This is a genomic window from Collinsella sp. SGI.184 (assembly GCF_050313415.1).
Lineage (GTDB): Bacteria > Actinomycetota > Coriobacteriia > Coriobacteriales > Coriobacteriaceae > Collinsella.
This window is the reverse complement of record NZ_JBNPLJ010000024.1, coordinates 15,930-31,363: the sequence shown is the minus strand read 5'-3', so window position 1 is coordinate 31,363 and position 15,434 is coordinate 15,930. Positions and strand designations below refer to the sequence as shown.

Below are 15,434 nucleotides of genomic sequence, written 5' to 3'. Positions count from 1 at the left end.
CATATATGACACGCGCATTACATAACGGCGTGCTGCTTTGTCGGCAGTGCGCCGTTTTGCTATGATAGCCCGTGGCGTGTTACGAATCTGACAATACGTAACACTGGCAAGGTGATTTAAGCGGCGTTGTAATTCTGTGCGCCGATAACCGGGAGGCGTACATGCACATTCCAGATAATTATCTGTCCCCGCAGACCGATGCCGTCATGGCAGTGGCGATGGTGCCCGTTTGGGTTCACTGCATCAAAAAGGTGCGCGCCACGCTCGATCGCGAGCACATGGCGTTTCTGGGTATCTGCGCCGCGTTCTCCTTTTTGCTCATGATGTTCAATGTGCCGCTGCCCGGCGGTACCACGGGTCACGCCGTCGGCGGCGCGCTCATCGCGCTGCTGCTGGGCCCGGAGGCCGCGGCCATCGCGGTTTCGGTCGCGCTGGCGCTGCAGGCGCTGCTGTTTGGCGACGGCGGCATCCTGTCCTTTGGCGCCAACTGCTTTAACATGGCCTTCGTGCTGCCGTTTGCCGCCGCTATCGTGTTCCGTGCGCTCAACAGCCGTTTGCACGACAAGAGCTGGGGCACCTCGGTTTCGGCCGTCGTAAGCGGTTGGGTCGGCCTGTGCCTGGCGGCCCTGTGCACGGCGATCGAGTTTGGTATTCAGCCGATGTTCTTTACCAACGCTTCGGGCGCTCCGCTGTACTGCCCCTTCCCGCTCTCTATTGCCATTCCGGCCATGATGATCCCGCACATGTTGGTAGCCGGCGTGGTCGAGGGCGTGGTGACGGCTGCGATCTACGGTTTCATTAAGAAGACGGCGCCGAGCGTTATCGTCGGGCCCGAGGCCGCCGATGGCCAGCTTGCTGCCGAGGGCGCTGCTGCCAAGAAGACCTCACTGGTCCCCACGCTCATCCTGGTCGCCGTGCTTGTCGTGGCCACGCCGCTCGGCTTGCTTGCCACGGGTGACGCCTGGGGCGAGTGGGACGCTGAGGGCGCCGCGACCGCCGTTCAGGAGGCTGGTGACGACAGTCTGCAGACTTCGGTCGGTCTCGATACCCCGACCTTTGCCGATGCACTGCCCACGGGCGATTATCTGCAGGCCTATTCCGAGGAGCAGGGCCTTGGCTTTGCCGGCCAGGCCGCGATGTATATTCTTTCGGGCGTGATTGGCGTGGCGGTGCTCACCATCGCATTTCGCCTGATCTCGCTGACGGTTAAGGAAAGCGGTGCTCATGGCGACGGTCGAGCTGCCTAGCTGGCTTGCGGCCGAGCAGTGTTATGAGCCCGCGGGGGCTCGGCATCGTGTGATGCAAAAGAATGTCCTGCACCTGGCGAGCCTGCTTGAGCGGGTTCGCCTAGGCGGCGGCGCGCATAAGGGCGGGTCGATTATCGATCGCGCCCTTTCTTCCGTTTCGGCGCCAGTGCGTTTGGTGGGGATGTTCGTCTGCGTCCTGTGCGTATGCCTGACGCAAAGCCCGCTGTACTTGATGCTGATGACAGCGATCGCGTTGGTGCTCGTTGCGGTGCGCCCCGTACGCGGGCTGCGCGCGACCTTTGTGCCGGCGTTGGCTGCCGCGGGGTTTGCCGTGGTTTTGGCGCTGCCGGCCCTGCTGCTGGGTGCTTCTGCCACGGGCGCCATGCTCAAGATTGCGCTCAAGACCTTTGTTAATGTGTCATTGGTGCTGGGCGTTTCGTGGACGCTTACCTGGAGTCGCATGTCGGCGGCGCTTAAGATGCTGCACCTGCCCGACGAGGTTATCTTTACGTTTGATATGGCGCTCAAACACATCGAGGTGCTGGGACGCACGGCGCACGACCTGTGCGAATCGGTCTTGCTGCGCAGCGTTGGCCGTGCGCCTGCAGGATTTTCGCGCACCGATTCGATCGCGGGTATCATGGGCATGACCTTTATCAAGGCGATGGAATGCAGCCGCGCGATGGACGAGGCTATGCTTTGCCGCGGTTTTGCCGGCGCATATCCGGCGCCTGCACGGAACGGCTTTGGCTGGCGCGACGCGGTCTATGCGGCTGTTGTGGTGCTGCTCGCCGTGTTGTGCGCGGTGCTGTAGCGCGGGCGGTCAAGCCGTCGATGTGAATAGGGAAGGGCGACGTTTTGGCAAACGATACAAATGGTGCGATGGGTGCGAGCGGTGCTGCCGGCGCCAAGGCCACGCCGCTCATCGAGTTTCGCGACGTGGTGTTTTCCTATGCGGGCCATACGGTGGTCGATGGCGTGTCGCTGCAGGTTAATCGCGGTGAGCTGGTTGCGCTGCTTGGACCCAACGGCTGCGGCAAGACGACGATCATGCGGCTTATCAACGGCCTTGAGCTTGCGGATGCGGGTACGTACCTGTTTGATGGACATGTGGTCGATGCGGCATATCTCAAGGATTCCGCGATGGCCCAGCGGTTCCATCAGCGCGTGGGCTTCGTGTTCCAAAACGCCGATGCACAGCTCTTTTGCGCCACGGTCGGCGAGGAGGTCGCGTTTGGCCCGGCTCAAATGGGGCTTTCGGCGGACGAGCTCGGGCGCCGCGTCCGTGATGCCATGGAGCTGTTTCAGGTTGCCGATCTGGTCGATGCTTCGCCCTATCAGCTTTCGGGCGGGCAAAAGAAGCGTGTGGCGCTGGCTGCCGTCGTGTCGATGAACCCCGATATTCTGGTGCTCGACGAGCCTACCAACGGACTTGACGAGGAATCTTGCGACATCGTGGTTAACTTTCTACTGGCTTATGTTGCTGCCGGTAAGACGGTCTTGATGAGCACGCATCATCAGGATTTAGTACGACGTCTTGGGGCCCGTGCGATTTATATCGATCGATATCACCACGTTGTCGAGGCTCCCGTGCCATCATATGGAACCGAAAACGGTGCAGCAGAATAGTTGCCGCATAGTGGGGTTGCGGCCGCGCACGTGACTTGCTGCGAATGGTATAGTTATCCGGGTTTTTACGGGGGTAGCTATGCCAAGCTGGAATATTCATATCGCTCAGACGGAACGACTTCTGGCGCGTGCCGGCGCGCTTGCCGATAACGTGCGCGACCGCAATGCCTTTTTGTTTGGCAGCGTGGTTCCGGACATTTTTGTGGGGTACATGGTTCCCGGTATTGCCGACCCCATCCCGTATCGCATCACGCACTTTGCCAAGCCCGAGCCCATTCCTAAGCCACGCGAGCATGAGTTTTGGGACACCTATGTGGCGCCGTTGCTTAAAGGTGCGCCGGCGGGTGCGCCGGCTGCAGCGACCTCGATTGTCGAAGAGCGTGAAAGGCTCAATCGGGTGCACTATCCGCAGCGCTACAAAGACGCCGAGCCGGTTGACGGCCCCGGCGCCGCCGAGTTTTCGCTCGCGCCCGATGACGTGGCGCAGTCGCTGCTCGATTTGACGCTGGGCGTTTGGTCGCATCTGGTGGCCGATACCGTGTGGAACACGCGCGTGAACCAATATCTCGAGGCGCGCGGCGGCAAGCCGTGCGAGGAGTTCCGCATTAAGAAGCAGGGAGACTTTGACTGGTTTGGCAAGACGCTCGGCATCGTTTCTATCCCGCGTGCGACCGATCGCCTCTATACCGCGGCGGCCCAGTTTGGTCAGTATTCGATTCCACAAGAGTATGTGCTCAAGACCATTGGCGTTATGCACGAGATTGTGCGCGAAAACCCCGGCGATCCGGATCATCCGCCGTACCGTCTGCTGACCGAAGAGTTCTTTGACGCAACGTTTACCGAGGTCGTCGAGCTAACCGAGGCGGGTTTTGCCGCCCGCGTTGCCGCTTCTGACGTCCCCGCAGTCCCTCTGGTCACTAGCTGCTAGCCGGCTGACGTAACGGTGAACAGTTCATCCCAATTGACCAACAGCTTCCGTCGCAGGGCGTCTTTGGTGGTGCGCTCGGCATCGGAAAGGTTCGCGACTGAACACAAATCGATGAAGCGGCATATGAAGTAGGTCTTAAAAAGGGCCCGGAAGGCGAAGCCTTCCGGGCCCTTTTTAATGCAAATGTGCTTGCAAGTGCGATTTAGCGCACCTGAGCGACGTAGGCGACGTTGGTCGAGGAGACCTTGTCCTCAAGCTGGACGCTCATACGGGGATCGCCGGCGGTAGCGACGGTCAAATCGCCGGTCTCGACGTAGCCGAGCTCCTTAGCGGTCTCGATCGCCTTGACAATCGTGCCGTTGACGGTGCCCTGGGTAATCTCGGCCTTGTGCGGGATAACGCCCCAGTACATGATCATCTGCTGGACGGCCCACTCGTGGCGGGAGAACGCGCAGATCGGCATGTTGGGACGGAAGTGCGAGATCAGGCGAGCGGTACGGCCGGTGGTCGTCGGCACGGTGATGCACTTGGCGCCAACGGTGGTGGCCATGTTCACAGCGGACATACCCACAACGTTGTTGACGACGCGGGTGCCGTGAGCATCGGCCGGAACCTCGAGCGGAGCGTGAGCCGGGAGGTACTTCTCGGTCTCGAGAGCGATGCTGGCCTGCATCTTGACGGCCTCGACCGGGTACTTACCGGCAGCGGACTCGCCGGACAGCATGACGGCGTCGGTACCGTCGTAAATGGCGTTAGCAACGTCGGCAACCTCGGCGCGCGTCGGGCGCGGGTTCTGCTGCATGGAGTCGAGCATCTGCGTAGCGGTGATAACGGGCTTGTAGGCCGCGTTGCACTTGGCGATGATCTCCTTCTGGATGTGCGGAACGAGCTCGGGCTTGATCTCGATGCCCAGGTCGCCACGGGCGACCATGATGCCGTCGGAAGCCTCGAGGATCTCATCGAAGTTCTCGACGCCCAGGGCGCACTCGATCTTCGGGAAGATCGTCACGTGCTCGCCGCCGTTCTCGCGGCAAAGCTCGCGGATGCCGCGGACAGACTCGCCGTCACGGATGAAGGAAGCGGCGATGTAGTCGATGTTCTCGGTCAGGCCAAAGAGGATGTCCTGACGATCGCGCTCGGTGATGGCGGGCAGCGAGATGTTGACGTTGGGCATGTTGACGCCCTTGCGCTCGCCGATCAGGCCGTCGTTCTTGACGACGCAGGTCATGTCCTGGCCGTCGACGGACTCGACCTCGAGAGCAACCAGGCCGTCATCGATCAGGATGAGGGAGCCCTTCTCGACCTCGGAGGGCAGAGCCAGGTAGTCGAGGGAGATGTGCTCAGCGGTGCCGTGGAAATCCTCGGACGTGGGCTGAGCGGTGACGACGATCTTGTCGCCGGTCTTGACGGCAACCTTCTTGCCGTCGACCAGAAGACCGGTGCGGACCTCGGGGCCCTTGGTGTCGAGCAGGATGCCGACGGGCATACCGAGCTCCTTGGAAATACGACGGACGCGCTCGATGCGACCGTGGTGCTCGTCGTAGGAGCCGTGCGAGAAGTTAAAACGGGCGACGTTCATGCCCGCCTTGATCATCTCGCGGATGGTCTCGTCGCTATCGCAGGCGGGACCCATGGTGCATACAATCTTAGTGCGCTTGTACATTCAGACCTCCATCTGACATCGTCTTGCGCTGATAGATAAACCATAAGAAATAAAACTGAGTTGATTATAACGAAATACCGACCGAATACCCCAAAAAATCGACCGTATGCCGAATTAGAAGTTCATCTTTTACGGGAAAAACGGTATATGAAAAAACTTTACCAACCGCTCTAACCGCTGCTATCTGGGCGATATTTTAGTTTGGCGACGCGCCTAAGAAAAAACGTTTTATCAGTATTGAGCATCACACGGTCCGCATCGTTACATACGGACCATATTTCCAAATGGATTGTTTTGGCTAGACGCGTCGCTTTGGGGTACCATAGCTCCACTATCAACTGCCGCTCAGCACGGCAGCCTTGATGAGCCCTTGCCCTTCTCCTGGGAATTATGATCGGGCATCAATCTGCTGAGTGGCCCGAATCCCAGGAGGGGACTCTATATGCAAAAGGAATACCTGTCCGCCGCGGCGGAGGTGCTCAGCGACCAAGGTGTCGATGAGAACCTCGGCCTGAGCAACGACGAGGCGTCGTCGCGCCTCGCCAAGACAGGCCCTAACAAGCTTGAGGAAGCCGAGAAGACGCCGTTGTGGAAGCGTTTCTTTGAGCAGATGGCCGACCCCATGGTCATCATGTTGATCGTTGCCGCCGTTATCAGCGCGCTCACGGGCATGGTTAAGGGCGAGGCGGACTTTGCCGATGTCGCCATCATCATGTTCGTCGTTATCGTCAACTCGGTGCTGGGCGTGGTCCAGGAAGCCAAGAGCGAGGAGGCCCTCGAGGCCCTTCAGGAGATGAGCGCGGCGCAGTCCAAGGTTCTACGCGACGGCAAACTCGTGCACCTGCCGAGCGCCGAGCTCGTACCCGGTGACGTGATCATGCTCGAGGCGGGCGACTCCGTCCCGGCCGACTGCCGCGTGCTCGAGAGCGCCACGATGAAAATCGAAGAGGCCGCGCTCACCGGCGAGTCGGTGCCGGTCGAGAAGCACGCCAATGTGATCGAGCTTGCCGCGGGCACCGATGACGTGCCGCTCGGCGACCGCAAGAACATGTGCTACATGGGCTCCACCGTCGTGTACGGCCGTGGCCGCGCCGTCGTGGTCGGCACCGGCATGGATACCGAGATGGGCAAGATCGCCGGTGCCCTGGCCGAGGCCAAGGAGGAGCTCACACCGCTGCAGGTGAAGCTCGCCGAGCTCAGCCGTATCCTCACCATTATGGTGATCGTCATCTGCGTCGTGATCTTTGGCGTCGACATCGTCCGCCACGGCGTGGGCAACGTCCTTACCGACCCGACTGCCCTGCTCGACACCTTTATGGTCGCCGTCTCGCTCGCCGTCGCTGCCATCCCCGAGGGCCTGGTCGCCGTCGTGACCATCGTGCTGTCGCTTGGCGTGACCAAGATGGCCAAGCGCCAGGCAATTATCCGCAAGCTCTCTGCCGTCGAGACTCTCGGCTGCACGCAGACCATCTGCTCCGACAAGACCGGTACCCTTACCCAAAACAAGATGACCGTCGTCAAGCACGAGCTCGCTGCGCCTAAGGAGAAGTTCCTGGCAGGTATGGCGCTGTGCTCCGATGCCCAGTGGGACGAGGAACTGGGCGAGGCCGTGGGCGAGCCGACCGAGTGCGCGCTCGTCAACGATGCCGGAAAGGCGGGCCTCACTGGTCTGACTGCCGAGCACCCGCGCGTGGGCGAGGCCCCGTTTGACTCGGGCCGCAAGATGATGTCCGTGGTCGTTGAGACCCTGGACGGCGAGTACGAGCAATACACCAAGGGCGCGCCCGACGTGGTGATCGGCCTGTGCACCCACATCTACGAGGGCGATAAGGTCGTCCCCCTGACCGAGGAGCGTCGTGCCGAGCTCGTGGCCGCCAACAAGGCCATGGCCGACGAGGCCCTGCGCGTGCTGGCGCTGGCAAGCCGCACCTACACCGAGGTCCCAAGCGACTGCAGCCCCGCCGCGCTCGAGCACGACCTGGTCTTCTGCGGCCTGTCCGGCATGATTGACCCGGTCCGCCCCGAGGTCGCCGACGCCATCCGCGAGGCCCACGATGCCGGTATCCGCACCGTCATGATCACGGGCGACCACATCGACACCGCCGTGGCCATTGCCAAGCAGCTGGGTATCGTCACCGATCGCAGCCATGCCATCACCGGTGCCGACCTCGATCGCATGAGCGACGAGGAACTCGACGCGCACATCGAGGACTACGGCGTGTACGCCCGCGTCCAGCCCGAGCACAAGACCCGTATCGTCGAGGCTTGGAAGTCGCGCGACCAGATCGTGGCCATGACGGGCGACGGCGTCAACGACGCCCCGTCCATCAAGCGTGCCGACATCGGCGTTGGCATGGGCATCACCGGTACCGACGTTACCAAGAACGTTGCCGACATGGTGCTTGCCGACGACAACTTCGCCACCATCATCGGTGCCTGCGAAGAGGGTCGCCGCATCTACGACAACATCCGCAAGGTCATCCAGTTCCTGCTTTCGGCCAACCTTGCCGAGGTGTTCTCGGTGTTTATCGCCACGCTCATCGGCTTTACCATCTTCCAGCCGGTGCAGCTGCTGTGGGTGAACCTGGTCACCGACTGCTTCCCCGCGCTCGCGCTGGGCATGGAGGATGCCGAGGGCGACATCATGAAGCGCAAGCCGCGCAACGCCAAGGACGGCGTCTTTGCCGGCAATATGGGCCTGGACTGCGTGGTCCAGGGCTTGATCATTGCCGCGCTGGTGCTGGCGAGCTTCTTTGTGGGCGTGTACTTTGACATGGGCTACATCCACATCTCCGATATGATCGCCGGCGTCGCCGACGAGGAAGGCGTGATGATGGCCTTCATCACGCTCAACATGGTCGAGATCTTCCACTGCTTTAACATGCGCAGCCGCCGCACGTCGCTGTTTAAGATGAAGAAGCAGAACAAGTGGCTGTGGGCCTCTGCCGCGCTGGCGCTGGTGCTGACGGTGATCGTAACCGTGCAGCCGACGCTTGCCGAGATGTTCTTTGGCCCCGTGACGCTTGAGCTCAAGGGCGTTATCGCCGCGCTGGGCCTTGCCTTCCTGATCATTCCGCTGATGGAGATCTACAAGGCGATCATGCGCGCGGTCGAGAAGGAGTAGGTCGAAAGGCCATCCTTCCCACCGGCCCGACCGCCTGCGGGGTTTCTTCTTCGCTGGTCCTCGCGCTTCGCGCTGCGGGATCGCTCAGAAGAAACCCCTCTCGGCGGTCGGGCCTTCGGATGGCCTCTCGGGACCATTGGCTGAGGGAAAGTGTGTGAGCTGGTCGGGCTTTGCCCGGCCAGCTCTTTTTGATTTAAAATACCTGCTCAGTTGTGATTTGTGGTGCTGGGAGGCGCTTGTGGGCAAGGCTAGGGCTAAGGCGAAGAAAAAGACGACGGGGGCGCGGGCCAAGCGTGATCGTCGTCGGAAGCTTGCGACCGAAGCCCCCGCGTCTGCCGAGGAGCTGCTGGCGAGCGTGCCGGGACTCGATGCGCTGCAGGATGTTCCGGCGTTTGGCGATCTGCCGGTCGCCGCGGCTCAGCAGGCGGCATTTGACGATTTTTGCGCCCAAGCCGAGGAGCCCGAGCAGATGCAACTGGGCGCCGTGGTACGCTTAGATCGCGGGTTTCCGCTGGTGGTGACGGCCGACGATACCTTTCGTGCCGAGCATGCCGTGGGGTTTGCCAAGTCGCGCGGCGAGGACGAGGTACTGCTGCCGGCTGTGGGCGACCGTGTGGCGGTGCGTCGTGCACCCGGGCACGACATGGGCGTAATCGAATGCGTCCTGCCGCGACGCACGAGTTTTGAGCGTTGGCGTGGCCGCGCCCGCGGCGAGCGTCAGGTGCTTTGTTCCAACGTGGATAGCGTGCTGATCGTGCAGGCACTTGGCGCCGGCGAAGTGCTGCTCGACCGCGTGGCGCGCTCGCTGGTTTTGGCGCTCGACTGCGATGCCGAGCCGGTGGTGGTGCTTACCAAGGCCGACCGCTGCGAGGCCGCGGAACTCGAGCGCGATCTGGATCGCGTGCGCCGTCTGGTGGGCCCGGACGTGCGCGTGATCGTGACGTCCTCTGCCGAAGGCCGTGGTTTGGATGAGGTGCGCGCCTGTGTGCCGGCGGGAACGTGCGCCATGATCCTGGGTGAGTCGGGGGCCGGAAAGTCGACGCTGCTCAATGCGCTGCTGGGCCACGATGCGCTGGCTACCGGTGGTGTGCGCGAGCGCGACGACCAAGGCCGCCATACCACGGTCGCGCGCGTGATGGTGGCGCTGCCGGGCGACGCCGGCGTCATTGCCGACGCTCCGGGCCTGCGCAGTTTGCCACTCGTTGGTCACGAGCGGGGCCTGGCGCGTGCCTTCCCCGAGATCGTCGAGGCGTCGCGTGCGTGTCGGTTTGGCGACTGCACGCATACCCACGAACCGGGCTGCGCCGTTCGCGAGGCCGCCGATGCCGGGCAGATCGATGGCCTGCGCCTGGAAACGTTCCAAAACTTGGCATCATCCATGCGTGTGAGTGCCCAAATGCTCGATCCCGATGTCCATCTGTAATTGAATTTATCTATGACAGCCGTCTTCCAACTGTGCGGGAGGCGGCTTTTTTACTGCCGATGCACCCTTAAATGAGCGTTTTGCCGACGCGCTGACCAAAACCTTGCCGCGGGCTTGACGGGTTGGTCAGTTCTTGGCTGGTAATTGGTTTGACACTTAAAACCAAGACGGTGATCGCGCTGTTTTGTTGCTTGGCCGCTCGGACAATAGTGGTACCGGGCATCCTATCCGCCCAGTGCTGTCTTGAGAGGAGCTGCCGTGAACAAGAGCAAGCGCATCGCCATTAGTCTGGCGGCGGGTGTGCTCGCCGCGGCACTCTGCATGGTTTACGGATCATCGGTTCGTTCGCGGGCCGAGCAGGCCCAGGCCGAAACCTTGGCCAAATACGGCGGCGATCGCGTCGAAGTTTGCGTTGCCGCACGTGATATCGATGTGGGTGAGACCCTCGACGAGACCAATGTCGTAACCCAAGAGTGGCTCGCGAGCCTGCTGCCGCGTGATGCGGCGACCGAGCTGCGCCAGGTGCGTGGCGACGTGACGACCTCGCGTATTCCCAAAAATGCCGTGGTCTGCGATGTCTACACCAAAGCCGAGAGCCATACGCTCGAGGTGCCCAAGGGCAAGGTTGCCGTTTCGGTGGCGGTCGATGCCGAGCATTCGGTGGGCGGAGCCGCAGGCGTGGGCAGCTACGTGGATGTGTACGTGCAAAAAGACGGCGTGACCGACCGGCTGTGCGGCGCGTATGTGATCGATACCAGCGACGAGGCCGGTGCCACGCGCGAAGGCAAGGTCGAGTGGGTGACGCTGGCGGCCGACCCCAAAGACGTCAAGGAATTGCTGGGAGCTTCGGGCAAGGGAACGGTCAGCTTGACGATTCCCGCCACGGCACGCGGCAAAAAGAGCGGAGGCGACGAGTGATGAAAGCGATCTGGCTTGCGTGCTGCGCGTGTGGCGATTACGGACTGCTGCAGCAGGAAGTCGAGGGCCGCGATGCAGGCGCGCAGGTGCTTCGCGTGGGCGACCTAGACGGGTTGGTGTCTATGACTCGGGCGTTTCCTTCGCGCCGTGGCGCTGCCATTATCGCGGCATCCCTGTTTGATACTAAAGATGTGCGAGAGACCGTCGCGCGCCTGACTGCCGAAGGACGCGTGAGCCGCGTCGTCGTGTTGATAGAGGCGCTCGATCCGTCGGATATCGAGGGACTGTTTCGCGCGGGGGCGACCGAGGTCATCGCTGCGCACAGCATATGCGGCAGCGGACATGTGGGCGAGGGAGCGGTTGATTCCGATTGGGGCGTGTCGCCTGAGCCCGATGTTTTTGTTGATAGGGAACCCGGGGCGCCTCGCGCTACAAGAGGCCCGCGTGTTGATGACTATGGGAAAGCGGAAGCCGAGCATGTTCGGCGCCCCCCGGGCCCCCTTGCATGTGGTGACGTCGGAGCGTCGGTGCCGTATGGCGAAGACCTCCTGGCCGTAGATATGGGATACGTGCACGGCGTGAGCCTGGCCGATGGACTCGATGAGGTCGAGGGCCTTGTCGCGGGTGATGGTCCGCACGTCGACGTGACAGCGGAATCCCCAGTTCCGCGCCTACCGTTTGAACAGCCTGCCGTGCCGGCGTGGACGCAGCACTTGGGTGCGGCTGGCGAGACGGGGACGTTGCCGCCCACGTCGTCAGCCCCTGCACCGCTGGCAGACACTGCGTCGACGTCGCATCGAGCTCCGGTCATCTGCGCCGTCTCGGGATCGGGCGGCTGTGGCAAATCGACGATTGTCGCCACGATGGCGCATGCCGCTTCGTTGCTGGGTCTGCGAGCTGCCGTACTCGATTTGGACCTAATGTTTGGAAATCTCTACGACTTGCTGGGCGCCGATGCCCCGCATGACATGGCGACACTTATCGAGCCGTCGGTCGCGGGCGCACTTGCGGAGCAAGACGTGGTCGCTGCATCGATGCGCGTTGCCCCAGGCGTTACGCTTTGGGGGCCTGTCGCAGCGCCCGAGCGCGCCGAGCTCATGGCGCGTCCGGTAGAGCTGCTGCTCGACATCTTGCGTCGTGAGTCCGACGTGGTCCTTATCGATACCTCGGTCTTTTGGGGCGATGCCGTGGCGGCTGCGGTGGCAGCGTGCGACCGTTGCCTTGTCGTGGGTGATGCGGCAGTTTCTTCTGCGACGTCTGCAGCGCGCGTCATTGAGCTGGCGAGCCGTGTGGGCGTGCCGCGCACGCGCATGAGCGCCGTATTCAACCGATTTGGCGCGCGTGGGGCGGACGAGGATGTCGCCATGCGCTTTGAGATTGCCTGTGCGTTGAGCTCCAAGATTCGTATCGCCGATGGCGGGCAGGATCTCGCCGCGCTCATGGCGTTTGGGCGCGCTGACGAGGCAGTGGGGCAGACCAGCGCTTTTGCGACCAGCGTGCGCGAGGCCACGCGTGAGATGCTCGTGGAACTGGGGTGCGCCGTCGGCCCTTGGAGCGATATGGTCGCCGACCGTGCAACGCGCACCGAACGCCCGCGCATCCGCCTTCCCTGGTCGCGTGAGGGTGATTGCCGATGAGCCTGCAAACGAGAATTAAAGCAGCCGGTGCGGCAGCGGCGACGGCACCTGTCGATGTGGGACGGCGCCGTGCGGTCAAGTGCCGCACCAAGCGGGCCGTGATGGACCGCGTGGGCTACGACGAGGTGGCACGCATCAGTGCCTACATCGATCCGGTTCTTGCCCGCTCGGAATTGCGTCCTGCGGTGGAGGCGGCACTCAACGTGGAAGAACCGACCGACCTGGCGACGCCCGAGCGTGAGACCATCATCAACGAGATCTTGGATGACGTGGTGGGCTTGGGCCCGCTGCAGCCGCTCATCGAGGACGACACCGTCACCGAGATTATGGTCAACGGTTGCCGCTCGGCTTTCTTTGAGCGCGGCGGGGTCTTATACCCCATCGAGCATGCGTTTGAGGATGACGAGCAGATTCGCGTGCTCATCGACCGCATCATCTCGCCGCTGGGCAGGCGTATCGACGAGCGCAGTCCCATCGTCAACGCCCGCCTCAAGACAGGTTATCGCGTCAACGCGGTGATTCCGCCCGTGGCGATCGATGGGCCGATCCTCACTATCCGCAAGTTCTCGGATCGCATCTGTTCGTTGGACGAGCTTGTGGGCCTGGGGTCGCTGCCGCTTTGGTATGCGCAACTGCTTTCGTGTGCGGTGTCGCTGCGCCAAGATTTGGCGGTTGCGGGCGGTACGGGGTCGGGCAAGACTACGCTGCTCAACGCGCTATCGTGCGAGATATCTACCGGCGAGCGCATCGTGACGATCGAGGATTCCGCCGAGCTCAAGTTCGCGCATCACCCGCATGTGGTTCGCCTGGAGGCGCGCGAGGCTTCAATTGAGGGTGAGGGTGCGGTGACAATCCGCGACCTGGTGACCAACGCCCTGCGTATGCGTCCCGACCGTATTGTGGTGGGTGAGGTACGCGGTGCGGAATGTTGCGACATGCTGCAGGCCATGAACACGGGCCACGACGGGTCGCTCACCACGCTTCATGCGGGCACCGAGCAAGAGACCGTGGTGCGTTTGACGCTGCTTGCGCGCTATGGCATCGATCTGCCGAGCGAGCTTATCGAGGAACAAATCGCTATGGCGCTTGACGGCATCGTGATGTCCGAGCGCCATGCGGACGGCCGGCGTTTTGTGTCCTCCTATTCGGGGGTGCGACGCGGCGCGTCGGGTGGCGTGGAACTCGAGCGCTACGTGACCTTCGATGCCGCCGAGCGTACCTGGACCCTCAACCGCGAGCCGCCGTTTATCGCAGAGGGCTTGCGCTCGGGAACGCTTACACAGGAGGAGGTGGACGAATGGAGGTCGTTGTGCCCCTCGTCGTAGGGGGCCTTGCCGGGTTTTCGGTCGCGACGGTATGCGGAGTGGAGCCTCATGTGCCGAGGGTGCCGCCGGCGGAGCTGGTGCGCCAGACGCTCGAGACGGCGGCAGAGAAGCTGCCGCGTGAGCTGGTGGAAAACGATCTGCTAAAAAAGATCGCCCGTTCGTGGGCATCGTTGGCTCCCGTGCGCCGCATCGGTCTTGTCGTTGAGGATGATGCTTCACGCTTAGCGTTCCTGTTGCTATCGAGTGGCGTCTGCTGCCTTGCGCTTGCCGTGGTGTCGCTATCGCCCATCGGCTTTGTTTTGGGGGCGGTTGCGCCCTTTGCCGCCGGCGCCGCACGCGACATCTTTGACCACCGACGCGAGCAGCGCGATGTGGAGGAAGCCATGCCCGAGGCCTTTACGGCACTTTCCATGTCGCTTGCCTCGGGACATTCGCTGGCCCAGGGCATGCGGTTTGTGGGCGCTCACGCGCAAGAGCCGGTGCATACCGAGTTTCTGCGGGTAGCGGCGGCGATCGACTGTGGCATTTCGGCTGCCGATGCGCTCGACGACCTGCTTGTCCGCATCGACGCCCCCGGGCTTTCGCTTGTCACGTTGGCGCTCAAGGTGTCGCAGCGGACCGGTGCCCCGCTTGCCGATCTGCTGTCCGAGGCGTCGAGCATGGTGGGGGAGCGTATTGAGCTCAAGCGCCGCCTGGATGTCAAAACGTCGCAGGCGCGCATGTCGGCGCATATGGTCGCGGCGATGCCGGCGGGTATGTGCGCGGTGCTGGCCCTGCTTTCGGCAGATTTTCGCTACGGTCTCGCAACGCCGGTAGGCGCCGGCGCCGTGGTTCTGGGGCTTGCCCTTAACGGCGTCGCCCTGGTGGTTATCCGGCGCATTATGCGGGTGGAGCTGTGAGCGCCCTGGTTGCCGCCACGGCTTGCCTGTGCGCCTTCGGCGTATTTGTCGCGACGGGCCTGGAGCGCTCGGATGTGCGCCAGACCATGGAGATTTTCAGGGGCGAGGCGGTGCTAGTCGTTGCTGCGGCCCATTCGGTGATCGATGCCGCTATTGCGTGGGTGAGGGGCGCATTTGGCGTGGACAACTCAGCGCAGGTTTCGCTCGGTGAGGTGTCCGAGATGATTGATGTGGTGCGCCTGGGGCTTTCCGCCGGCCTTTCGTTCGATGCGGCGCTCGAGATCTTTTGCGCCAATCGTCGATCGGCGCTGACTGTTCGGCTTGAACGGGCATGCATGGCGTGGCAGGTGGGCGTGGGAGCGCGCGAGGACGAGTTGTTGGCGGCCGCGCAGGACCTGGACGTGCGGGCGCTCGAGACCTTTGCCATTACGGTGGGTCAAGCGCTCGCCCTGGGTGCCCCGCTTGCCGAGACCCTTGCTGCCCAAAGTCGCGAGATCCGCGCCGCCCATCGTGCCGCGGTCGAGCGCGAGATTGAACGAGCGCCCGTCAAGCTGCTGATTCCCACCGGCACGCTCATCTTGCCGGCACTGCTGTTATCCATATTGGGCCCGCTGCTGGGAGCAGGCGGGATGATGTAGGGA

At 62.6% G+C, this 15,434-nt stretch carries 13 protein-coding genes; 11 read left to right on the top strand and 2 right to left on the bottom strand.

The features are described from left to right. Nucleotides 1–161 precede the first annotated feature (161 nt). The 4 genes from cbiM to ACQRAJ_RS08105 all read left to right on the top strand — a co-directional run bounded on the left by cbiM (nt 162) and on the right by ACQRAJ_RS08105 (nt 3,804). Nucleotides 162–1,247 carry a cobalt transporter CbiM gene (gene cbiM, locus ACQRAJ_RS08120; RefSeq protein ID WP_427748314.1) on the top strand — a complete coding sequence of 362 codons (1,086 nt, stop codon included), beginning with the start codon at nt 162–164 and terminating at the stop codon, nt 1,245–1,247. Then, entirely contained in the window at nt 1,225–2,061 is an 837-nt protein-coding gene (locus ACQRAJ_RS08115; protein ID WP_427748313.1) for an energy-coupling factor transporter transmembrane component T, read from the top strand. Before cbiM ends, ACQRAJ_RS08115 begins: the two co-directional genes overlap by 23 nt. A 44-nt stretch (nt 2,062–2,105) precedes the next feature. Then, nucleotides 2,106–2,876 carry an energy-coupling factor ABC transporter ATP-binding protein gene (locus tag ACQRAJ_RS08110; RefSeq protein ID WP_427748312.1) on the top strand — a complete coding sequence of 257 codons (771 nt, stop codon included), beginning with the start codon at nt 2,106–2,108 and terminating at the stop codon, nt 2,874–2,876. Between the two features lie 79 nt (nt 2,877–2,955). Beyond that, on the top strand, nt 2,956–3,804 hold the full coding sequence (locus tag ACQRAJ_RS08105; RefSeq protein WP_427748311.1) for a hypothetical protein: 849 nt from the start codon (nt 2,956–2,958) through the stop codon (nt 3,802–3,804). Between the two features lie 202 nt (nt 3,805–4,006). On the opposite strand, the gene pyk is transcribed toward ACQRAJ_RS08105, so the two are convergent. Continuing rightward, nucleotides 4,007–5,467 (bottom strand): pyruvate kinase, encoded by a 1,461-nt coding sequence (gene pyk, locus ACQRAJ_RS08100; protein ID WP_154517625.1) that lies wholly within the window; start codon nt 5,465–5,467, stop codon nt 4,007–4,009. A gap of 442 nt (nt 5,468–5,909) precedes the next feature. On the opposite strand from pyk, the gene ACQRAJ_RS08095 reads away from it, so the two are divergent. Together ACQRAJ_RS08095 and rsgA are read left to right on the top strand one after the other, a co-directional pair. Next, nucleotides 5,910–8,591, top strand: coding sequence for a cation-translocating P-type ATPase (locus tag ACQRAJ_RS08095; protein ID WP_427728430.1), 2,682 nt, complete (start codon nt 5,910–5,912; stop codon nt 8,589–8,591). Nucleotides 8,592–9,060: 469 nt separating this feature from the next. Further along, on the top strand, nt 9,061–10,014 hold the full coding sequence (rsgA, locus tag ACQRAJ_RS08090; RefSeq protein ID WP_427748315.1) for a ribosome small subunit-dependent GTPase A: 954 nt from the start codon (nt 9,061–9,063) through the stop codon (nt 10,012–10,014). Nucleotides 10,015–10,081: 67 nt separating this feature from the next. Here rsgA and ACQRAJ_RS08085 read toward each other — a convergent pair whose 3' ends face one another. Then, on the bottom strand, nt 10,082–10,237 hold the full coding sequence (locus ACQRAJ_RS08085) for a hypothetical protein (protein ID WP_427748310.1): 156 nt from the start codon (nt 10,235–10,237) through the stop codon (nt 10,082–10,084). 35 nt (nt 10,238–10,272) lie between these two features. On the opposite strand from ACQRAJ_RS08085, the gene cpaB reads away from it, so the two are divergent. Genes cpaB through ACQRAJ_RS08060 form a run of 5 tightly spaced genes read left to right on the top strand, consistent with a single transcriptional unit; the run spans nt 10,273 to nt 15,431 of the window. Next, nucleotides 10,273–10,932: a Flp pilus assembly protein CpaB gene (gene cpaB / locus ACQRAJ_RS08080; protein ID WP_427719097.1), complete on the top strand. Its 660-nt coding sequence runs from the start codon at nt 10,273–10,275 to the stop codon at nt 10,930–10,932. After that, nucleotides 10,932–12,569, top strand: a complete 1,638-nt coding sequence (locus tag ACQRAJ_RS08075) for an AAA family ATPase (protein WP_427748309.1) — start codon at nt 10,932–10,934, stop codon at nt 12,567–12,569. Before cpaB ends, ACQRAJ_RS08075 begins: the two co-directional genes overlap by 1 nt. Beyond that, nucleotides 12,566–13,894 carry a CpaF family protein gene (locus tag ACQRAJ_RS08070; RefSeq protein WP_427748308.1) on the top strand — a complete coding sequence of 443 codons (1,329 nt, stop codon included), beginning with the start codon at nt 12,566–12,568 and terminating at the stop codon, nt 13,892–13,894. Before ACQRAJ_RS08075 ends, ACQRAJ_RS08070 begins: the two co-directional genes overlap by 4 nt. Further along, nucleotides 13,867–14,793: a type II secretion system F family protein gene (locus tag ACQRAJ_RS08065; protein WP_427728423.1), complete on the top strand. Its 927-nt coding sequence runs from the start codon at nt 13,867–13,869 to the stop codon at nt 14,791–14,793. The genes ACQRAJ_RS08070 and ACQRAJ_RS08065 overlap by 28 nt, the downstream gene beginning before the upstream one ends. Next, nucleotides 14,790–15,431 (top strand): type II secretion system F family protein, encoded by a 642-nt coding sequence (locus ACQRAJ_RS08060; RefSeq protein WP_427728421.1) that lies wholly within the window; start codon nt 14,790–14,792, stop codon nt 15,429–15,431. The genes ACQRAJ_RS08065 and ACQRAJ_RS08060 overlap by 4 nt, the downstream gene beginning before the upstream one ends. The last annotated feature ends 3 nt before the right edge of the window (nt 15,432–15,434 follow it).